The organism is Bradyrhizobium sp. CCBAU 53338, from assembly GCF_015291665.1.
Taxonomy (GTDB): Bacteria; Pseudomonadota; Alphaproteobacteria; order Rhizobiales; family Xanthobacteraceae; genus Bradyrhizobium.
In genome coordinates this window covers 739,979-761,146 of sequence record NZ_CP030049.1, presented here as the reverse complement: position 1 = coordinate 761,146, position 21,168 = coordinate 739,979, and the positions used below count along the sequence as shown (strand labels likewise).

At 57.6% G+C, this 21,168-nt stretch carries 20 protein-coding genes; 4 read left to right on the top strand and 16 right to left on the bottom strand.

The window, feature by feature from the left end; translation table 11 throughout:
• Window positions 1-8 precede the first annotated feature (8 nt).
• The 11 genes from XH90_RS37735 to XH90_RS37685 form a co-directional block, all read right to left on the bottom strand.
• Entirely contained in the window at window positions 9-1,466 is a 1,458-nt protein-coding gene (locus XH90_RS37735; RefSeq protein WP_128955180.1) for an NAD-dependent succinate-semialdehyde dehydrogenase, read from the bottom strand.
• A complete protein-coding gene (locus XH90_RS37730) occupies window positions 1,463-2,047 on the bottom strand; it encodes a thiamine pyrophosphate-dependent enzyme (RefSeq protein WP_128929626.1) in 585 nt (194 codons plus the stop codon). The genes XH90_RS37735 and XH90_RS37730 overlap by 4 nt, the downstream gene beginning before the upstream one ends.
• A gap of 11 nt (window positions 2,048-2,058) precedes the next feature.
• Window positions 2,059-2,574, bottom strand: coding sequence for a thiamine pyrophosphate-binding protein (locus XH90_RS37725; protein WP_164933841.1), 516 nt, complete (start codon window positions 2,572-2,574; stop codon window positions 2,059-2,061).
• Between the two features lie 243 nt (window positions 2,575-2,817).
• Window positions 2,818-4,236, bottom strand: coding sequence for an amidase (locus tag XH90_RS37720; RefSeq protein ID WP_128929628.1), 1,419 nt, complete (start codon window positions 4,234-4,236; stop codon window positions 2,818-2,820).
• Window positions 4,237-4,307: 71 nt separating this feature from the next.
• Window positions 4,308-5,684 carry an FAD-binding oxidoreductase gene (locus tag XH90_RS37715; protein WP_194408520.1) on the bottom strand — a complete coding sequence of 459 codons (1,377 nt, stop codon included), beginning with the start codon at window positions 5,682-5,684 and terminating at the stop codon, window positions 4,308-4,310.
• A 220-nt stretch (window positions 5,685-5,904) separates the two neighbouring features.
• Complete coding sequence (locus tag XH90_RS37710; protein ID WP_128955182.1) at window positions 5,905-7,068, bottom strand: FAD-binding oxidoreductase; 1,164 nt, start codon at window positions 7,066-7,068, stop codon at window positions 5,905-5,907.
• Between the two features lie 77 nt (window positions 7,069-7,145).
• Window positions 7,146-7,550, bottom strand: coding sequence for a biotin/lipoyl-containing protein (locus tag XH90_RS37705; protein WP_128929630.1), 405 nt, complete (start codon window positions 7,548-7,550; stop codon window positions 7,146-7,148).
• Window positions 7,547-7,717 carry a biotin carboxylase N-terminal domain-containing protein gene (locus XH90_RS37700; RefSeq protein WP_164933826.1) on the bottom strand — a complete coding sequence of 57 codons (171 nt, stop codon included), beginning with the start codon at window positions 7,715-7,717 and terminating at the stop codon, window positions 7,547-7,549. Before XH90_RS37700 ends, XH90_RS37705 begins: the two co-directional genes overlap by 4 nt.
• 4 nt (window positions 7,718-7,721) lie before the next feature.
• Window positions 7,722-8,135: a biotin/lipoyl-containing protein gene (locus XH90_RS37695; RefSeq protein WP_128929632.1), complete on the bottom strand. Its 414-nt coding sequence runs from the start codon at window positions 8,133-8,135 to the stop codon at window positions 7,722-7,724.
• Window positions 8,136-8,340: 205 nt separating this feature from the next.
• A complete protein-coding gene (locus XH90_RS37690; RefSeq protein WP_128929633.1) occupies window positions 8,341-9,846 on the bottom strand; it encodes an argininosuccinate lyase in 1,506 nt (501 codons plus the stop codon).
• Between the two features lie 242 nt (window positions 9,847-10,088).
• The gene (locus XH90_RS37685) at window positions 10,089-11,381 is read right to left on the bottom strand and encodes an aminotransferase class I/II-fold pyridoxal phosphate-dependent enzyme (RefSeq protein ID WP_128929634.1); all 1,293 of its coding nucleotides are present in this window, start codon (window positions 11,379-11,381) and stop codon (window positions 10,089-10,091) included.
• Between the two features lie 848 nt (window positions 11,382-12,229).
• Between XH90_RS37685 and XH90_RS37680 the strand changes: the two genes are divergently transcribed.
• The 4 genes from XH90_RS37680 (at window position 12,230) to XH90_RS40060 (ending at window position 14,330) form a co-directional block, all read left to right on the top strand.
• Window positions 12,230-12,556, top strand: coding sequence for a hypothetical protein (locus tag XH90_RS37680; protein ID WP_128929635.1), 327 nt, complete (start codon window positions 12,230-12,232; stop codon window positions 12,554-12,556).
• Window positions 12,557-12,743: 187 nt separating this feature from the next.
• A complete protein-coding gene (locus tag XH90_RS37675) occupies window positions 12,744-13,058 on the top strand; it encodes an extracellular solute-binding protein (RefSeq protein WP_164933840.1) in 315 nt (104 codons plus the stop codon).
• Between the two features lie 272 nt (window positions 13,059-13,330).
• Complete coding sequence (locus XH90_RS37670) at window positions 13,331-14,194, top strand: asparaginase (protein WP_128929637.1); 864 nt, start codon at window positions 13,331-13,333, stop codon at window positions 14,192-14,194.
• Window positions 14,106-14,330, top strand: coding sequence for a hypothetical protein (locus XH90_RS40060; protein WP_371746378.1), 225 nt, complete (start codon window positions 14,106-14,108; stop codon window positions 14,328-14,330). The genes XH90_RS37670 and XH90_RS40060 overlap by 89 nt, the downstream gene beginning before the upstream one ends.
• 521 nt (window positions 14,331-14,851) lie before the next feature.
• Here XH90_RS40060 and XH90_RS37665 read toward each other — a convergent pair.
• From XH90_RS37665 to XH90_RS37645, 5 genes are all read right to left on the bottom strand, one after another.
• Window positions 14,852-15,580 (bottom strand): bifunctional 2-polyprenyl-6-hydroxyphenol methylase/3-demethylubiquinol 3-O-methyltransferase UbiG, encoded by a 729-nt coding sequence (locus XH90_RS37665; RefSeq protein ID WP_128929638.1) that lies wholly within the window; start codon window positions 15,578-15,580, stop codon window positions 14,852-14,854.
• Between the two features lie 797 nt (window positions 15,581-16,377).
• Window positions 16,378-17,307, bottom strand: a complete 930-nt coding sequence (locus XH90_RS37660) for an alpha/beta hydrolase (protein ID WP_206733167.1) — start codon at window positions 17,305-17,307, stop codon at window positions 16,378-16,380.
• Entirely contained in the window at window positions 17,304-18,644 is a 1,341-nt protein-coding gene (locus XH90_RS37655; protein WP_164933839.1) for an MFS transporter, read from the bottom strand. The genes XH90_RS37660 and XH90_RS37655 overlap by 4 nt, the downstream gene beginning before the upstream one ends.
• Before the next feature lie 114 nt (window positions 18,645-18,758).
• Window positions 18,759-20,381, bottom strand: a complete 1,623-nt coding sequence (locus XH90_RS37650) for an FAD-dependent monooxygenase (protein ID WP_128929640.1) — start codon at window positions 20,379-20,381, stop codon at window positions 18,759-18,761.
• 42 nt (window positions 20,382-20,423) lie between these two features.
• On the bottom strand, window positions 20,424-21,116 hold the full coding sequence (locus XH90_RS37645) for a GntR family transcriptional regulator (protein WP_128929641.1): 693 nt from the start codon (window positions 21,114-21,116) through the stop codon (window positions 20,424-20,426).
• Between the last annotated feature and the right edge of the window lie 52 nt (window positions 21,117-21,168).

Sequence of the window (21,168 nt, the reverse complement as noted above, 5' to 3'; positions counted from 1 at the left end):
TGCCCGCTCTAACGATGCGCAGGAACTGAGTTGCGGGGCGGTCCCGCCAGGAATGAAATGCTGCGTACAATCGTGTAGTTCAACAACCCCTCAGCCCCACCCTCACGCGCATACCCCGAGTCCTTTGTTCCCCCAAAAGGCGTCTCCGGCAGCGATGACGTGAAGTGATTGATCGCAAGGTTTCCGACCTGCATGTGGTCGGCGATGTAGCCGGCGTAGTCAGCCGAATGAGTCATCGCGTAACCCGCAAGCCCATAGGGCAGTTCGTTGGCGCGCTTGATCGCGTCTGGCAGCGAAGTAACCGAATTTACGAGTGCGACTGGGCCAAACGGTTCTTCCTTCATAATACGCGCATCCGCGGGCACGTCGGCCAATACCGTAAGAGGCCAATAGTAGCCGTTATTCTTGATGCGCTCCCCACCGGCAACAAGCCTGGCACCTTTCGCGATCGCCTCGCTGACGAGTTCCTGTATCGCAGCAAGGCGCCGTGAATTGGCTACGGGCCCCATCTGCGTGGCCGGATCGAGGCCATTGCCGACCTCAATTTTTCGAGCCGCCTCGCCCATGTTGTTGACAAACTCTCCATAAATGGAGTCGTGGACGAACCAGCGTGTCGGTGATGTACAGATTTGGCCCGAGTTGCTGGCTTTAGCGGCAACCGACCTGCTCGCTGAATCGAGCGGATCGACATCGTCACAAATTATGACCGGCGCATGCCCGCCCAATTCCATAATGCAGGGCTTCATATGCATTCCGGCTTGCGCGGCAAGTCCCTTGCCAACTGGAACGGAGCCAGTAAACGCAACCAGTCTGATTGACGGGTGTCCTATCAAATAGCGCGAGATATCTGCGGGAATGCCGAATACCAAATTCAACACGCCATCTGGCAGTCCGGCTTTCACAAAGGCTTCCGCCAGATGCACGGCAGCCGCCGGTGTTTCCTCAGAAGCTTTCAGGACGAGACTGCAGCCTGCCGATAGCGCACCGCCAACCTTCCGGGCGACTGAACTTAAGGGATAGTTCCAAGGACTAAAGGCCGCTACAGGGCCAATCGGATAGAGTTGCACGGTGTTTCGATACCCGGGCTCGGACGGAATGGTCCTGCCGTAAAGTCGGCGTCCTTCTTCCGCATCCCATTCCAACACCTGACATGCCCGCCGAACTTCGGTCTGCGCGTCGCGTAGCGGCTTGCCTTGCTCCAGAGTGATATCGCGGGCCACCACATCGGCATTCGCACGCAGGTTCGCCGCGGCTTGACGAATTATCTCGGATCGCCGGGCCGCTGAGGTCAGTGACCAAACGTTGAAGCCGTTCGTTGCAGCATCGACGGCAGCGGCAAGATCGGCCTCCCTTGCCATAGGAACGATCCCCAGCACGGCTTCGTTTGCGGGGTTCAATATCGGAGCGCCGTTACGTTCGATCCATTTTCCACCGATAAACAGCCTTATTGGGGTGTGCCCAGTCATCGGGTCACTCCGAGGAATTTTCGTGTGTCGGCCACCACTTTTGCCGGACTACGCTTACGCCACGGCGCGCGCTGACCTGGCGGACGGTTTTCGATTTCTGGGTGGATCTTATTCCAGACGAAGACGGGCCCGTCCTTCGCCAGGATTTCTGGCAGGGCGGCAGTATATGTGGCTAGATCATCGAAAAAATAAGTGCGATTGATGCCACATCCGCGAGCCACAAGGTCATAAGCAACGTTCTTCGCGTTCGGTACGGGCTGTCCACCAGTTGTGGCATAGCATTCGTTGTCCATCAAGAAGTAGTAGTAGTTTCGAGGCGCCTTTTCGGCGATCGTTGTCAAGATGCTGAGGTTCATTAGTAGATCGCCCTCAGAATCGAAAACGACTACCGGCTTCTCAGGTTGGGCCAATGCGAGCCCAAAACTAAAGCCGGCATGACCGCCCATGGAAGGATCACCGACTGGAAGGTCCGCACCTCCTTCGCTGATGTCCAACCAATATTGACCCGAGCGACCCGAGACGACGAGCGCATTCCTGCGATGAGGTGCGAAAGCGTGGACAAGATCTTTTGTGTAAATCATCGACCCGCGCCTCAATTAAAACCGTGAAATTCGTCGGCGATCAGTACGACGACTGGGCGCTGAGTTAGTTCAGACTCGGTGAAAGCGAGCGAGATGCGATCGGCGTCCGCATTACTTTCCACCATGTAGAACTTGATTCCGAAAGCGAGCAGGAAGCGTTCTGTATATTCGGCCGCGCTATCGTGATTGACGCCGTGCCGCGTGTAACCGCGGTAACCAACCAAGAAGACGACCGGAACGTTCAGATTGAGCAGCCAGCCGCGCATGGAATCTCCCGATTCCATCATGCCGGTATTCTGCACCAACACGATCGGCTTTGCTCCTCCTGCGAAAAGTCCGGCCGCTATTGAGCAGGCATGCCCTTCGCGGGCGACGCCGACCAAGCTCAGCGATTGCTCCTCCTGCATTTTCAAGAACAGCCAGTTCGTCTCGCTATCTGGCAGCCAAACAACATGCGACACGCCGTTTTGCTTCATTTGCGCAACGACCGATTCGGGACTCAGTGCCGCGGCTTGCTCGTCACTCATCATCGTCCTCTTTTCGCCGGCCGCCATGGGAGCGAGGGCCCGCGGCCCAATTTGTATCCGAGACGTTAATTTAGGATACGATTAAAGGGCCTCCGGCACATTCGTGTCAACCTGAATGTGACGAAATCGTAATTTCCGAATGGAATCCTCATTTTCAGAAAGCCACGAACAATGCCCGAAACTCGGCAAGCCCCCCAAAAGGGCTCGGTCTGCGACAAGTCATTGGGGGGATCGCGAACGGTTTCATATGTATCCGGGAGGGATTGCTACGGCGCCCCCTCGTTCGCGGTCAAACGCTTGCGCAATCCGGAAGGCCGTTGCATCACCAAAACGGCGGACGGTAATTTGCAGACCTACCGGCATAAGGGCTGCGAGCCCCATGGGTATCGATATAGCGGCCAAGTCCATTAGATTGGCTATACGGGCGAGGAGACCAAAAGGTGCGGTTTGCTCGTGCGCCCCCTCGATCTCTGGAGTCACGATCGGAGCCGAGGGCAAGAGAAACGCTGCTGCGCCTTCCAGATAACGATCGAATTCCACCTGCATTTCGCGGCGGGTTGTAAGCAGGCCGAAATAGTCCCTCGCGCTGATGCCACTGCTTTTGCGCATTCGCTGCGCTATCAAACGATCAACTCGACTGTCGAGCCCCTCGATGTATTGCGATAGCCCATTCCAGCCTTCGGTCCCCGTGATACCGGATGCGTGAGCCGCATATTCTTCGTGACTCCGAGGCATGGGACGCACATCTATGTGAGCGCCTAGTCTCTTGAGGTCGCCCAGTGCCTTATGGAAAAGGTCCATAATTCGGGGGTCGACGAATTTGAGCTGAGAGTCAGTTGGCGCTCGCAAGATCAAGCCCTCGACGCCAGCCGTTAACTCGCCAAGAGGATTTATGCGCCCAATTCCGTAGGTCGAGGGATCCTGGGGATCCCGCCCTTGCAAGGCATCGAGTACCAACGCGGCATCCCGGATGCTGCGGGCCAACGGACCCACAGTGTCAAATGTCGGCGCCAATGGAAAGACGCCGCCCCGGCCGACCAAGCCGAGCGTACTCTTGTGGCCAACAATTCCACAAAGCGATGCGGGGGTACGAATTGAGCCGCCGGTATCGGTCCCGAGCGCAACCGGCACGAGCCCCGCCGCGACCGCGACTCCCGATCCGCTGGATGATCCGCCGGGTACTCTCGCAACCGAGGTATCCCAGGGATTCACCGGCGTACCGCAGACGGGATTGCACCCCCAACCACCAAAAGCGAATTCAACGGTGTGCGTTTTCCCGATGAGAACCATTCCTCGATCGAGGAGGCGCTGAACAGCGTGGGCTGTGTTCTCCGCAGGGGTCGATGCGGTCGCAAGCGATCCGGCCCGGGTCGGTCTCCCCTTGACATCAAATAGATCTTTGACCGCGAAAGGTATCCCGTCCAGCATATGCAAAGCGTTGCCGCCCGCACGCCGTGCATCGGCGGTCTTGGCAGCTACGCGAGCCGAATCCGCGTAGATTGCGACGAAGGCATGGAGCTGCGGGTCGAACTTCGCAATCCGCGCCAGAAAACGCTCCGTGATCTCGAGCGACGTGACCTGCTTGGTGGCCAATGCGCGCGAAAGCTCCCCGATCGTAGCGAACGCGACGTCACCAAGGGGCAATGTATGGCTGTCACTCATCGGAGTTCCCAACTAGTCCAACGCTAGGCGCGTATCTCTCAAGCAATGCATCAATCGGTCGGGCGCAGACATCAAAGCAGCCCCGCGCCCACCGAGCCCAGATCAGGGATCAACGAAGGATCCGTGAACCTGTCCATTGTGAAGACAGCCGATCCGGGCAACGGCTTATCCGCAACCCATGCGGCCGTTTGCTCTCCGACAGCGCAAGCCATCATCGTGCCAAAGCCGGAAAGACCGACGCACATATAGGAGCCTTCCGGTCCCATGGGCCCGACCAGCGGCCAATTGTCGTGGGTCCGCGTATACCAGCCGCTATAATGATGCAGACCGCGCGTCAGCCGTCCGATATAGGTCCTGAGTCCGGGGTTGAGCCTCGAAGCCCCTCGAAGCACAATTTCGGGAAAGCGGTCGTCCAGCGGAACGTCCCAGGTCGCGTTTACCTGCGCCCTCTCGTTGTAGGCCCATCCGAGCCGTAGCCAGCTGCCGCCGTCTCCTCCGTCGGGACGGCAATGAATTGCGCCGGTCATTGGTTGTGTGAGCCAGGCAGTGTCTGCACTGGCCCGAAGCAGGCTAGCTTCTTCTTCCGTCCAATTGATCATTTGATCATCGAGGTCGATCGAAAACGGCATGTCCCGAGGAATGACCTTGTGAACATCCTCGAAGGCGATTTTCTGCTGCATCACATTGAATAGGGGCAACTCGACGTCGAGCATGGCGGCAATGTCGTTCGCAAAGGGACCCGCACAGTTAATTAGCTTGACCGCTCGGAGAGTCTTAGAGGTCCCCTCGTCCTTAAAAGCGATAGTAAACCCGCCTTCTCGCTCCGCCCTAATGCCGTCGACCATGCCCTGCATGCGGTGCGCGCCGACGCTGCCCGTGTATTCCAGCATGAAGGCTCCCATCTGCTGCCCCGAAATGTCGCCGGCTTGGCGTACATGCAGGATTGTTCGCAGGTCGCGATCATAATTGGGAAACAGCGATTGGATCAGCTCGGGATTGCGAAGCAGATCGAAGCCTCGTGGCGCCAGCGTCCAGTCAGCGTCTGCGGGTCGTTGATAACTGCGGCTCGTGGTACCCTCATGGATCCGTACCTGCTCATCGAATTCCGCACCCAAGCTGAAGCGCAATCCCTCGATCAGCTCGGAGGCATCTGTCTTTCGCGACGCCAAGACATATCCGCGTCGAGTCATGTTCAGCCGATTGCCCGACTCTCGCGCGATGTCTTCCATGAGCTGGATGGAACGATCAGAGAGACGAACCATCAGTGGATGGGTCCACCAATTTCGATAATTCTCGCCAGACTGAGCGGACGTGAAGGCCATCGGAGGGCCTTGGTCGATGAGCGCGATATCAGTGATGCCGTGGTGTTTGGCCAGATAGTAGGCGACCGCGATACCAATCGTACCGGACCCGATGATAGCGACCTCGGCGCTTTTCACGCTCGCCATATTTTGCATCCCTTCTATTGTTTTTGGATACATTTTATATTGCCACACCGCAACTGATTTCGCATCGCCGATCGCGTTTTACGGAAGGGTTCCAAAGCGCCGTTTCGAGGTCACACGGTCCGTGGCGCGTGGCGCCTCAAGGAGAACGGCCTCGCGGTCACATCGGAAGGTCTTGGAAGGCAAAGCTCCCAAATCCCACAGGCAGGGGAAAGCGTTGAAACTATATGATGCCGCGCTCGGGCAGAGGGGCGTCGTCGATCAGTCGCTGCCAACCGAAACGAGTTAAATCCAGCGTTTCGTATCGTCCCTTCAGGATAAGTTCGGAAATCGCCAGACCACAGCCGGGCGCATGCATCAGGCCGTGACCTGAGAAGCCCGCCAGCATGTGGAAATTGCCCAGACCATCGGCCCCCGGCCCGATGATGACATTGCCGTCGAAGTCGTTCTGATCATAGAGACCCGGCAAAGTTGAACGGCATTTCGTCCGTTCGAACTGCGGGAAACGGTGCGCCAATGCTGGCCACACAACTGATTCGAAATAGTCGTAGTCGACCTCGAAATTATAGCCCCGCGGTTCCGCGAGCGTCGGAACACCGCCTGAATAGCCGGCGCCTTCGGGACGGAAAGCTAATCTTTCGGGGTCTTTGAGGTAAGGCAGCGGCTCGATGGGTTCTTGCGTTTCGAAGTAATGTTCGAAACGCCGCAGCGGGGTGATTGGAACATCGAACCCCAGTTGCTTGCAGATTTCCTTTGCCCACGCTCCTGCGCAATTGATGAATTGATCCGCTTCAATCTGAGCGCCGGATGCCACTCGGGCATGCGTTACAGCATGAGCGGCGCGGTCCATCCCCACCACATCGTCGGCAAGATATTTGACGCCGAGAGATTGCGATTTCTTACGAAAACCCATCAGCACACTATGCGGATCCAGCCAGCCGTCATCGGGAGAATGGACGCCGGCGCCAAGGTCCGAAACGTTCATCGAAGGGAATTTCTCTTTCAGACCGTCCGGCGTCAGCCATACGACATTGCAACCTTGATCTCGTTGAGCGTCGTAATTTTGACGCAACATCCCCGTCGCACTAAGGGGCACGATGAAGAGGTAGCCATTTTTCTTAAAGCCGATCTCGGCATCCACGCCTTCGATCGCCATCGTCTTCGGAAATGACTCAAAGAAGGGGATTGAGAAATTTGAAAGCTGGATATTCTCGGAAAGCGCGAAAAGACGTCGGACGCCACCAGACGCCCGTGGCGTCGAGGCTATCGCATAGGTCGGATCGCGCTCTATCACTATGACATCTGAAGCCGGCGCCATGAGCTTGAGAAAATAGGCAGCCGCGGAACCGATGGCTCCGCCCCCAATAATTGCGACATCATATTTCATTTTCCTACCTGCCCGAGTAGAGTAGATGGTGTGATACTATGCCAACGCCGTGCGCCGATGCCGTTCGTAGATGCCGCCTACTCCACGTCTACCGGAAGGATCTCGAACAAGGGCGCGCCGTAACTAACCGCGGCGCCTTCTTCGATAAGAATTGTGACCAACCGCCCCCGCTGCGGCGTTCTGATCGGGATTAGAATCAAATCATCCTGTAGGTAGCCGAGGATATCATCCGAGTTTAAAGACGAGCCCATCGGCACCGCCGCTGAAGCCGCCGCGGGATGCCTTGGTAAGAATCTTCCCGGCCCAACCGCGCGAACAACAATATTTGCCGTAGCCGGCGGCGCCGCTCGCACCTTCTCGTCGGTCGTCGCCGCAAGCTCAATGTTTATAAACTCGCCGCCTTCCTCATATTCCAGCCGGATCAAGCCATGGCGCCTCATGATGGCAGTCAATTGCGGAATGTAATCGCAAAGACCCGTCATGATGCCACCGCAGAAGTGGCTCTCTTCAGCCTCAGCCCAGCGGCCAACCAATTCTTCAGAAACCGGATGTCCGCGCTGCCGGCTTTGAACGCTTCAATGGCACCGCAGGCGCGCTCCATTCTAACGGCTATTTCCCCACGGTTGGCGATCAGCACCTTGTCAAACATTTGCTCACTCGAGAACGAGAAGAGTGTCACCCGCGCAAACCACCTGGCCGTCGTCGGGTAGGATTGCTCGCACCGTCCCCGCTCTGTCAGCTTCGACACGGAACAGTGTTTTCATGGACTCTACGACAGCAACGATCTGCCCCTTGGTGATTGTCTGCCCTACTTCAACCGCAGGAGAACCACCCTGGACATCCGAGCGATAAAACACTCCGTCGGTCAAAGCTCGTATCTTATGACCTTCTTGATTCGAACCGAGACTGTCAGCTTTTTGCAGTGACAGCGGCGCGCTGGTGAAAGCGGATGTCACTTCAGCGGCGGCGATCAGCAGCAGCCGAATGTCCCCTCTTTTCAGCTCAATCTTCTGCAAATTGAGCTCAGCCGCCTTCCGGCAAAAAACTTCGATCTGCTTCAGGTCCATGAAGGCCGCGGTCTCCCGAAGAACGAACTAATCGGCAACCGAAGACGGGGCTGACAGCATCAAACTGCGCCGGGCCGTTTGCGCCGATCGCGAGACAATGAGCACGACGCCCATAACAGTCAAGCACAATGTATTCTATTGCGGCCCTTTTGGATACATCATCATGTTGCGATAGATGCTGGCCGGACATATCGACCACCCAATGTTACTCAAGGATGGCATTCACGGCTTCATCAAGAGCTTTAGCGGCGCGTTCGCGAACACAACGCAGCTTTTCCTGCTGCTCCGCATCTCTGGTCTGGCTCTCGCGAGCGAGCTTTATCTGCGCGCACACATTGGCGGGCGCCGGGCTGCCGTAAGTCGAACGTCGGCCAACGAAAGCGAGTGGACTAAGGCTTTCCCGAAACAGTTGGGGGTCAAGGCTTGGTGCAGGAAAACCGAGCTGATTTGCTGCTGCATCCAAGTCGGCACTTGTCACCGTGTTTGGCATCATTCCGCAATTGAAACAGTGCGCCACGAATCCGGCGACCAATTCATGCGCTTTACGCCACCCCAACGCAGTCTCGCGCGCTATGGCCGCAGCAAGGTCCGTTGCGGTGCACCAGTTGGCACCCGCCAAATAGCTCATTCTCGCGACATCAAAGCGCACATCGCCCACAAGGCGCGACAGAGTATCCAGTCGTGCGGGAATCATTTCACCAATGGCCTTGAGCTGACTGTCCGTATTGACCCGCTCCATGGTGGTAAAACCAGTAGGTCCGCGTTCGGACATGCTTACAGCCAGGAAGGCCGATGATGCTTGCGTCGCCAAACTCTTGATGTCCTCCAGCCCATCAGGATTTTTCTTCTGCGGCATGATCGAGCTAGTACCACACAGATAATCCGGCAATTCGACATAGCCATATTCAAATGTCGACCATAACTGCAGATCATCGGCCAAGCGAGCGAGCGAATGCGTTAAACCTGCCATGAGACCGGCATATTCGATCTCCATGTCGTGGCTGATGATCGCATCGAAAGTGTTGGGCAAGGGCCCATCGAAGCCGAGGAGCTCTGACGAGCGCCGACGATCGATCGGAAAATCGCTCCCAGTCATGATGGCAGCGCCAGCAGGCGACTGATTGATGCGAGCATGAGCTTCTTGATATCGCTGCTGATGCCGGGCTGCGACCAGTTCAAACATCAGAGCCCAATGCGCCAGTGTTGTTGGCTGGGCGTGCTGGCCATGCGTGTTGCCCGCCATGACGGTCTCGATGTGTTTCGACGCCAATTCTATGAGAGAATGGCGCAGCTTCATCATGCCATCCAAGGCTGAACAGATCTGAGCCGCAAACGCCCTCCTTCGAGAAACGGCATTCAGATCTCCCGAACTGCGCCCGGTGGCGATCTGCCCACCAATTTCACTGCCATAAAGCTTTGTTAGATATCGTTCGCCCGCGTGCAGGCCCGAGTTCATCTTAGAATGAACATTTAGAACACCTTCTGCCTCCATCTGTCGCAGGCCGGCTAGAAGTTGCTGTCCGATTTTACGCTTAATTGCGCCCCCTTCGGTTAGCGCAACTAGATGGGCCTTGTCGAACGCATGAATATGCGGAGCCGTTATCGCATCGAACCGAGACTTGTAGTTGTCAAGATAATCTAGAGGAACTTGCTTCAAACGCGCTCCGGGGTTGGCGGCGCTGCGATAAGTTTGCGGAGCGTGGGTTTCCATTTAAGGATCTGCCTTAGCTTCGGGCCCGAACGAGCCGGTTTGCCGGCCACCGACACAACCAAGCAAGCCTGATGTATGCATATTAATTATACTGTATCCAGTCGCGCTGCCTGTCAATAACATGACACTGGGCGTGGCCGATAGCCTCCGGCGAAGCGGACGAAAAATCGATGGCGAGGTGGCCGCTGAGGTGACGGGTCAGAAGACAAATGGCTTGAGACGAGTTGTGCTGCGTGTTCACTTCAGTCATTGTCATTGATGCCAAGCTGCTTCTCGACTGCCGCCAGCAGAATTGAGATTGCAATTGCCTCAGCTGCAATCCGCACGTCTTCCAACGATGCAAAACTTGGCGCAATGCGGATATTGCTGTCCTTGGGATCATGCCCGTTTGGAAAAGTCGATCCTGCTGCAGTGAGAGAGATTCCCGCGTCGCCCGCCAGCCTGACAGCTCGTTGCGCTGCGCCTGCAATAGTATCGACGCTGATGAAATAACCGCCCTCAGGCCGAGTCCAGACGGCAGCACCTTTGCCTGCGAGACGTCTTTCGAACGCTTGGAGCACTGCGGAAAACTTGGGAGCAAGAATAGCGCGGTGTCTTTTCATGTGTCGTGTCACGCCCCCTGCGTCCTTGAGGAAACGCGCGTGACGAAGTTGATTAAGCTTGTCTTGACCAGCTCCACGCCGCTTGGCGCAGTCAAGAAACCAACGAACGTTCGCGGGAGAAGCTGCGAAGAAGCCGATACCGGCTGTGGCGAAGGTAATCTTTGAGGTAGACCAGAACATAAGCGGTCGATCCGCATTCCCGGCGGCCGCGCAAGCAGGCAAGATCCGTTTAGCTGGCTTGCTGTTATCGGCTAAGTGATGGACGACATACGCATCGTCCCAGAAGAGCCGAAAATCTGTGGCCGCAGCCTCCATCGCAGCCAGTCGATCAATTACTTCATCGGACCATATTTCGCCCGTCGGATTGGCATAAGTCGGCACGCACCACATGCCCTTCACACGTGGATCCCGCACATGATGCTCCACCACCTTCATGTCTGGCCCCTTGGGCGTGACAGGGACCGGAATCAGATCGATGCCATACTCGATGCACATGTTATGATGCAGTTCATAACCAGGCACGGGGCTAAGGAACGCGATTCTTCCCTGTTTCATCCAAGGGGTCGCAATTGCTGTCACACCCTTTAGAAGAGCCCACACAATTACATCATGCATGATCGCAAGGCTGGAGTTACCTCCTACCACGACTTGCTCCACTGGAACGTCTAGGATGGGAGCGAATATGCGGCGGAGTTCGACAAGTCCCTTCGGATCGCCCCCGTAATTTCGTGCATCGTCCCCAGCTTCCGTGATCCAATCATCGGGTTTCGGTAGCGAAAGCAGTTCGTTCGACAGATCGAGCTGCTCTTCTCCCGGGCGCCCGCGCGCGATGTTCAGCTTCAATTTGCGCGCGCGAATAGCATCGTATTCCGCCCTCACGTGGCGGAGCATCTGCTGAAGTTCGTCGGCGCTCATCTCGGCAAGCCGCATCATGATCCTCTCTCGCACCTGGCGAAGATGAGGCCTGTGGGACGATCCGATCCCGAGGTCTTGCATCATCGCACGTACGGCTTAGCTCTTCGCACTAATGCCATTTCGACGCCTGAGCCGATCTACTGCTCGCCTCTTGGCCATCATCGCGTGGTCTCATCCAGTTGCAGGCGAAACCCAGATCGCGCGTCACCACCAACATGGTCACGCGCTTGTTCCTCCGCATGGTCCATCCGTCGCCTCAGGCCAAAACGCAGCACTTCTGGTCGTGGCGGAGACACGGAGTTTCGGGAAGCACCCAGTTGCTCCAGCCGGCCCACAGCCGCCGCATCTTGCCGGAATTCCACCTGGAGGATTCGATCTCAGAAGCTCGGCAAAGCTGTTGATTATACACTTGACGGTGTTTGGATACGAAAATAGCGTCTGGTAGTCAAGCAGCGCTGGCGACCGCGAAGCGGAATGCCAGACTTGCGCGCCAACAGCAAGAAACCCGGAGAAGGTTGGCGATGGCAGCTCCCGTAACACGGCAACTCACAAAAATCTGCGCCTCACGGCGGCACCTTCGTCGCACTGCCCAAGCAGCTTTGGGAAGAAGCGATTTACCGCGCGACCCCTTCTCTTGCCGCGGTCTCCGCTTGGCTTCTGCTGGTCGTGCGCTCTGTGATGCTTATCGCTCACGTGACCGCAACGAGAGCCAACGCGACAGTGGTAAGGGCAATCAGGAATTCTAGGAACGCCATGAACAGAAGGACGTTTTTAAAATGGACGGCGCGCGCAACTGCCTCGTTGGCCGCGCCCACAGTCTGGAGTCCGGCGCACAGACATTATACGTTGCGGATACCGGAGGAGCGATGACTGAAGTCAATCGTGAGCTTCTCTATGGGCCATTTGAGAAAGCCACAGGAATCCAGGTCGTCCCCGTAATCCGTAGCGCTAGTCCGACCACCCAGATCAAATCGATGGTAGAGACCAAGAACTACATGTGGGACTGTGTTTTCGGGGCCGGCGCCGATGAGTCGCTGCAGTGGCAGCAGGCGGATTTGCTAGAACCGCTCAACGTGAGTGGCGAATTCGTCGATCAGATTCCCGAGGAGATGCGGCACAATCCAAGCTTTATGCCAGATATATCTCTGCCATTGCTCTGGTATGCCTTCCCTCTGCCACCAAGAAGGAGCTGACGTCTTTCGCCGACATGTGGGACTTTTCGATCCCAGGAGCTCGTTCACTTCGCAATGGCGGCCGCGACGACAGCGAAGTTGCCTTGCGGGCTGACGGGGTGCCCGGAGGCGAGGAGATCTACAAGGTTCTTGAGACTGACGACGGCTGGAAGCGCGCCTTCAACAAACTCGACAAGATCAGAAGATAGTGACTTGGTGGACGACTCCGCCACAAGGCGCTCAGCTGTTCCACAGTGGCGAGATCGATATTATGCCAACTTTTTCGAACCGGGCCTATCAATTGATCGCGCAAGGGGATGGGCTGGCGATTTGCTGGAATCAGGCATTTTACAACTCTTATGGCTGGGTCATCCCGAAAGGTAATCCCAAAGCCGAGCTGACTCGACGTCTCATCGTTTTCTCGCTGGAACCAGAGAGTCAGGCAGCTCGTTGCGCCAAGATCGGTGCCGGACCGTCTAATGTGAACGCATATCAGTTTATGAGCAAAGACGTCAGTCGATAATGTCCACCTATCCTGACAATCTGAAGCAAATGGTGCCGGTCGACAACGAATCTTGGAGCAAGAACCTTGCCGAAGGCGAGGAACGATTCAGGCAGTGGATACTCCAGTGAGCTGGCGTAACTTCGGAGCAGGCTCTTACAGGCCGGCAGTGCCGAAGGGCGTCAGAAGAGTGACCATGGTTCAGAAGGCATGGACGCAGCTACCCTGGCTTGGACCCTCCACAATCATCGGAGAAAAAGCATCCCTTTCCCCCGCAAACAGCTGAGGCGAGCATGTCACTACCATTAGTATATGTATTGACGACTGGCGGCACGATCGCGGGCAAGGGCGACTCGTCGGTTCGCCCTGCCGACTACGAGGTCGGTCTTCTTACCGGCAATGACCTCGTTCAGGCCATCCCCGAACTCGCTCAGTTAGCGGACACACGGGTCATCGAGATTGCGAACATTGGCAGTCAAGACATTTCGTTCGGTCATTGGAAAAAGTTAGCTGAGACTGCAAACGGTCTTCTCAGTTCTAAAGAAGAGAACATTGCGGGCATTGTGGTTACCCACGGAACCGATACCCTGGAGGAGACAGCCTACTTTCTGAATTTAACGATGAAATCGGACAAGCCGGTGGTCCTGGTCGGATCGCAGCGTCCCCCAACTGCAATGAGTACGGATGGACCCTACAATCTCTACAGTGCAGTTCGCGTTGCCATTCAGCCAGAGGCGGCAGGCAAGGGAACTCTGGTGGTCATGAACGAGCAGATCAACGCTGCTCGCGAGGTTGTCAAGACCAGCACCTTCCGGCTAGAGGCCTTTAAGTCGGGAGACTTTGGCCTTCTAGGCTATGTCGATACGGATAGGATTGTTTTCTATCGGGCACCTGTCCGTCGTCATGGCAACAACTCTGAATTTGATATCAAGAACATCAACGAGTTGCCGACGGTGCATATTGTTTACTCCTACGCCGATGCACCGGGAACACCGATCCGGGATGCTCTCGCTTCGGGCGCGAAAGGAGTTGTCATTGCCGGCGCGGGTGCCGGGACCCTATCCCAAAATGAGAAGGCGGCCGTCGCGGCTTATCGTAAGACAGGTGGTGAAGCCATCATCATGCGTTCCAGCCGCACTGAACGGGCGCGTCATTGAACGCGACCACTACCTAGAGCTTGGCGTCCTCAACGCAGACAATTTAAGTCCGCAAAAGGCTCGCATCCTCCTTGCGTTGGCCCTAACCAGGACCAACAAGCCGCATGAGATAAAGCGAATCTTCTCCGAGTATTGACCGACATGGACGAGTGCGCATGTCCTAGATGGCTACCTTGTCCCTCTGCGACGCGCCAGTGCGCTCATCGGATGAAGGGGACGGGTGGTGCATCATTCATGAGGGTGCTGAGACGTTCCTTGAAGCAGGCAACGTCGCACGGCACTTCTGGCGGTCATCTCAACGACCAGCATTCCCGACCACCCGCTTCATTCCAAGCCGACGGCGCAACAGCCCAATATTAGGAGGCATCCGCGCATGCTTCGCATCCCAAACGGCTTTCTCGCCATCCCAAATCCTGGGCGAGAGGCATCCCCGGCGACGGGGGTCTTTCTGTTGTGGCTTCGCGAGGTCCTGGCCGAGAGTTCTTTGGCCGCAGTCGAAAATCGCTGAAAGACCCGACCCGCCGGCTGGTCCGCCTGGTCAATATGGCGATATCTGCATAATGCGCATGGCCAAGGGCTTTGAGAAGATTACTGATTGACTCGATGCAGTCATTGACAACAAGCGCGCCGAACGACCCGAACAATTGACTTTGGGTGCTACCGTTGCGCGGAAACCAGAAGCATCATCGGTCGCTCCAACTCTTCTTCCAGCTCTGGCGTTTGTGTGATCTGCTCGGGGGACGGGGCAAACTCTTCGACGGCTAAGATCCGGAAGCCAGCACGGATCAAGGTGTTAAGCGTCGTGCCGATGGTCCGGTGATATTTGATTACGCCTTTCGCAAACCAGTCAGTCTGGCGCTCACCCTCGATCGAATAGCAATTGACTGGCCAAGTCTTGCGCCCGTCCTCGTCGGCGATCCAATGCGGATGGACCGCTGCCATAAAGATCGGATGCTCGATGGTGAATACGATATGCCCGCCGGGCGTGAGCGCTTGGTGGACCATGCGCGCGAGACGGCTGAAGTCCCTGATATAGTGAAAGGTGAGTGCACTATAAGCGAGATCGAAGGCTGCCGGCGGCAACTCCACTGTCTCCAGGTCTGCAATCCGGTATTTAATTTCTGGATCGTTGGTATCCGCCTTTGCCCGGCTGATCATGTTTTCGGAGAGGTCCAGGCCGAGCACCGAGTTTGCGCCTTGCTTGCGCATCCAGCGCGACGTCCAACCAAGGCCGCACCCCAAATCGAGGACGCGCTTGCCGAAAATCGCTGGCAAAATCGCGCGTATGGAGGGCCATTCAGGCGCACCGTCCAGACCGCGAATTTGTCTCGGAAGCTGGCTGTAACCGGCGAAGAAATCGGGATTGTCGTAGATATTCTGTGCCATGGTGTTCTCTTGTCCGGCGTAATGGGATTCGGATCATACGACAGACCGAGATTCCTTTTGTTCCCCTTTCGTCGCGTTTACGGCGCGAATTGGTTTCAACCAATTCTCACTATTTGGGGCAGTGGCGGCGGCGAGCTTCCCCTTGAACCCAGCGATGCGGGGCTCAATCTAGACCTAGGGGATGCAGCCGACACTCTGCACGCCCAAAGCGGCTGGAAGAAACGTCGGATGATGCCGGGATTATTGGGCGTCAAAAAGAACAGAGCGACTTGGAGACTCTAGACCCCATCCCGGACGCTCTATTGCCCGTCGCCAATGAGGTTTGGCAAAAGCAAAATCTGTCTCGCCTTCTCATTGCTGACTTTGTCGCCCCGGAAACGGGAGAGGTCTGCCTTACGTAAATGACGCGGTTCAAACGCTTCCAACCATTCTGCCGCCTGACATCACTCCGGAGTATTACCGTCGTCTCCAAGGGCCGCTCAACAGGAACTATCAGGACAACCGAGGCACGGCTCGTATTACTCTTCATAGCGCAAGTGTTACTCAGTAAGGCTCTAGGTAAGCCGCTTGGAAAGAGAGCTCTGGTGGGCATCACCAAAGGACCGGGTATCTCAACAGAGCGCCGTCAATTCAGATGAAGCTTGCTTTGGACTACGTGGTCATAGAGCGCTTTCGTGGAGCGGCCTGGAAGTCGCCGCCCCGTTCGCTTTCGGCTTCGCAATTCAGCGATGGCCCCCCTGACATCGCAATGCGGGACTGAGGCCGGCGTTCGGATCCGAATTGCAGTTCTCCATGGATCATTGGACTCTCGGCAGAGACTTCGCGAAATCGAGCACCCGTCCGCTTACGCTGGTATCCACCGTATTGTACGAGCTGAATTGAGAGATATGCCCATGGCCCAACAACCGGAGTAGCAGGGGGCAATGGGACGCCCGCAGCGCCAAGGTGGCGAATAGTTCTCCGGCTTGCACCTGCATCGGAACCGGATCGTATTCCGCGTAGGTGATCAAGGTCGGCACGTCCGGGGCATCTATCAGACGGGTCGTCGACATCTCCAAATATCGGGCAGTCTCCTCGCCGAAATAGGCCTGATTGCGCAGGTCGGGAGAAGGTATACCGAAAGCCGCAGCCGCGACGCGTTCGAGAGCGACGTTGTAAGACCCGGACTGCAGAACCACGCCGGCCGCTCGGAGAGGTCGCCCCTTGTGGAAGGTGGAGACGAAGGAAGCGAGAGCGACGTGCGCGGCTCCCGCCGATTCTCCGAGCAGACATATTCGTCTCGGATCTCCTCCATGATCTTGCGCATTCTCCTGGGCCCACCTCAAGGCAGCAATCACGTCGCGTGCCCCAGACGGCCACTTGCATTCCGGGGCAAGGCCATAGTTCGCGATGAAGGCCGTGACCCCGTTGCGGGCAAAGAAGTAACCCACATTGCTCCTATCGGACTTGTCGCCGCGACTGTAGCCGCCACCGTGGAAGAACAGCACCACAGGCACCGAACCCGATGTCGCAACCGGCCGATAGACGTCCAACGACTGCCTGGTCCCGTTTCCGTAGCGGATGTTGGGAATGACGTCGACTCCGTCGGTCGGCTGGTGAGCCAGGATGTCTGCGTAGATCCGCGCGGTTCCGGGCGGATCTATCACCGGCCCCAAGGCTCTTATTCTTTCTGCTATCTCGTTCGGCGGCGAAGACATCCAGCGATTGTTTTCGAATGGAGCGGTCATGCCTCCCCCTTTGCCCTTTCATCCAAAGTCCAGCCTCCGAACCTCTGCCGGCAGGCGTACGTCAGCACGCCAGCTATCAGGACGCCGAATACGAGAGGCAACGCGGCGGTTTCGAAGAAAGCGGTACCGGAGAGTTGCTTGGACATCAGGAAGCCTCCGAACAGAGGGCCTCCGATCGCTCCGAGGCGGCCGATCGCCATTCCCCACCCGACGCAGTTCGACCGGATGGTGGTTGGATATAACATTCCGAAAGCCGAGTTGATCGCGGATTGGGTACCGGCAACGCATATGCCGGTCACAAGAACCAACCACGGCAGGACTCCGCGATCGACGAACGGCTGGCCGATGAGCGCCATCGAGGGGATCGCGACGATGTAGAAAGCGACGATGACGAGAAAACCATAGCGATTGAACCCCACCGTAAGCATGAAGCTTCCGATCAATCCTCCGAGACCGAACAGGGTCGCCGTGAGCGCGGCGGCTTCGGGTGAAAGTCCAATGTCACGCAAGACCGTCGGAGCCCAGCTCGCCATCAGAAGGGTCGTGAACAAATTGACCACCGCGAGTAGCCAGAGGAGCGGTGTGATGATGTGCATGCCGTTTCGAAGCGGCACGAGCGGGGACAAGGCTCCCCTCGAGCCCGTGGACTTCAAGGCGAAAACCGCGTCGTCCGGAAGGTGGCCCCTCGGGTCGAGAGCCCTGGCGATCCTGAGAAGCTCCGCTCGCTTCGATGGAACGAGCGACAGGTACTTGATGGACTCGGGCAGTACGAAAACGAGCACCGTCGCCAGCACCACCGGAGCGGCGCCTCCTATATGGAAAAGTACTTCCCAGCCGTAGCGGGAGACCAGATACGCGGCGACGAGGCCGGGTACTATGCCTCCGATCTGCACGCCGAGCTGTACGACTATGAGGAAGGCACCGCGGACGCGGCGTGGAATGAACTCCGATACGAGCGCGGTCGCGTTAGGGATGATCCCGGCAAGGCCGACTCCCGCGACGAAACGAAGAGCGCAGAACTGCGCGACGGAAGCGGCCAGCACGGTCGAGCACGTGGCTAGGCCGAAAAGCAATGTCGACAGAACGATCAGAGGCTTCCTGCCAAAACGGTCGCCGAGATAGCCGGCTATCGGAGTGCCGATCAGCATTCCGACCAGGCTGGAGCTCAGGATGACGCCCATCGCGCTCCGATCGAAGTTCAATATCTTGATGATCTCGGGGGCGGCATAGCCCATTACGACAAGATCGAAACCATCTGCGATCGTGACCAGCAGTGGCCAAAGCACGACATTGAGGTGGAAGGCGCCGATCGATCGGCCTTCCACGAATTCGTCCAAGTCGATCCTGCGGCCGTCCGGTCGGCTATCGACCGGAGCGGACCCATCGAACGGAACGACGACTTGTCCTCCGATTCCCATATTCCCTCCCGCTTTTTCGTTCGTTTTGGTTCGTCAAGCTCCGCGCACCCGGTCGATCACAGCCGTCGGATCCTCCGGTGGAGCGTTTCCGTGCCATGCGATGTGCTGGTCGGGCCTGACCAGAACGAGTTTGGATTGGTAGGGCTGGCCAGGAGCGGGACAACGGACCACCGACAGCGGGAGCCTCCGCAGCTTCGCGGCCTCGAGCAACGCCTCGAGAGGTTCTCCGCTTTCGAAATCGACAAGGGTGTAGTCTCGACCCAACAGATCGTAGAAGCCGCGTCCGGGCGACGGCCAGAAGTGGGGCGAACGCGCTCCCGGAAAGTCGGCGGGCTTGTAGTTGCTCCATGTGTCCGGAGGCGCGGCAGTGCCATTGGCACAAACGATGGGGGAGGATTCGTACCGCTCGCCCAACTGCAGTCCGGACGTGTCGTATTCGTCGAGATCGTCTACGACCACGAAATCCCCGAACGTCTTCCGGGCACGCGCACCGGCCTCGCCTTCATCCTCGATGGTCGGCGGGATCAGCCACTTGCCTTTCCGTTTCGAGCAGTGGATGCCGATCTTCGAGTTCCTCAAACCGATGGATCTCCGCTCGGCCTCGTACGAATCCAGGAGGTTGGGACCGGCCCACCCCGAGTATGCTGCCGCAAGCTTCCAAGTCAGGTTCAGGACATCTCCGATGCCCGTGTTCATGCCGAAGCCACCTAGAGGTGTGTAGAGGTGCGCCGCGTCGCCAACGAGGAAAGCGGGACCTGCCCGGTATGCCGCGGCAACCAAAGACAAACCGCCGGTCCACGGCCCCTCCGCGAGGATTTCGTACGGAAGGTCTTTGCCGAATATCGACCGCATCACCTCGTCGCTGCGGACCTGCTCCCAGCCGAGGCCTTCCGGAACCTGATAATGAATGATCCAGCGCTCGCGGCCGTCCTGGGCAAAAACGAACGCGCGGAGGTCGTGATTTATGATCCAGGTGATGGTCGCCGGCGCACGCCTGCTCTCCTCCAGCAGAGTCGGGGCCCGAACGAAATACGTGATCATGGTGCCGGAGACGAACGCATTGTCGATGCGCCCGTCGTCGCCCGCCATGGAAATGTTGAAGTGACGACGAACCGGACTCCGAGCCCCATCGGCACCGATGACGTACCGAGACCGGATTCGTTTGCGCACTCCCGTGCGCACGTCTTCGACCGTTGCGATCGGAGCGCCGTCCTCCCCACCGAGCGCGACCAGGCGTGTACCGAAGCGCACGTCGACCGACTCCGAGGCCTCGGCATGTCGGCGCAGCAGCGGCTCCAGAAAGAGCTGGGAGATGGACAGGCCGGACTCCGGTCCGAGCTGCCCTTCACTAAGGCGCGTCTTCAGCAGATCGATGTTACCGAATTCGTGGCCGCAGAAGCGCGTGACGAAGGCTACGCGCGGATGCATTTTGGCAAGCGGCGCCGCCGCGCGAACTTCCTCCGCCAGTCCGAGACGACGGAAATGCTCCATAGTGCGTGCATTCACGAAATTGCAGCGGGGCTGGGTCGCCGTCTCGAGGTTTTCCGTAATCAGAATGCAAGGTACCCCCCTCTGCGCGAGATCGATCGCGGATGTCAGCCCGACGGGTCCTCCGCCTACGATAAGAACGAACGTTTCCTCGAAATCGCCTGTCATTTCCTCTCTCTTCGGCTTCTTGTTTGTTTTTAGGAACGCTGCCTAGCAAGGCGTTCGCGTCACGACACCGGGCTGGGCTTTTCCCTGCAACAGCAGTTGCTGCCGGCAGAGTTCGGCGGTCTCGCTGAAGTGTCGTGTCAGCAGGACGACCGCCTCGTCCGGACGGTGCGCGAGCACCGCGTCGGCGATCATCTTGTGGTCGGCGGTGCGGGCTCCGCCGACGTGTGCGGCGCGAGACATGAACCGATACCTGTCGGCGCTGTCGAACAACTGATCGCAATACGCCAGAATGCGCGGCGCGCGGCACGCGGAGAGAAGCGTGGCGTGGAAGACACGATGCGCGCGCTCCCATTCCGGGTCAACGGAAGCCGGCGTAAACGGAATGCGGGACAGCCGGTGCCATGAGAGCAGGACCTGCTCCTCCCACTCGGCCCCACCGTACTCGAACGATTTTCTGAGAGCGAACTCGTTGAGCACGATCCTGGTCTGCAAGAGGTCGTCCAAATCCTCGATGCTCAACGGCGCGACGGAAAAGCCGCGCTGGTCGGAATGCATGATGAGGCCGTCTTTGGCCGCCCGGGTCAGAGCCTCGCGCATCGGAGCTGCGCTGACCCCATAACGTTCGCACAGCGAGCGGATCTTCAGCTTTTGGCCGAAGGAAAACATCCCTCCGATCACGTCCATACGGAGCTTCTGGTAGGCGGCCGTTGCGAGCGTCTCTGATGCGTCCGACAAACTACCCCTCCTGAAATAGAAATTTCTTGCCTTGACGTATGATAATCTTTAT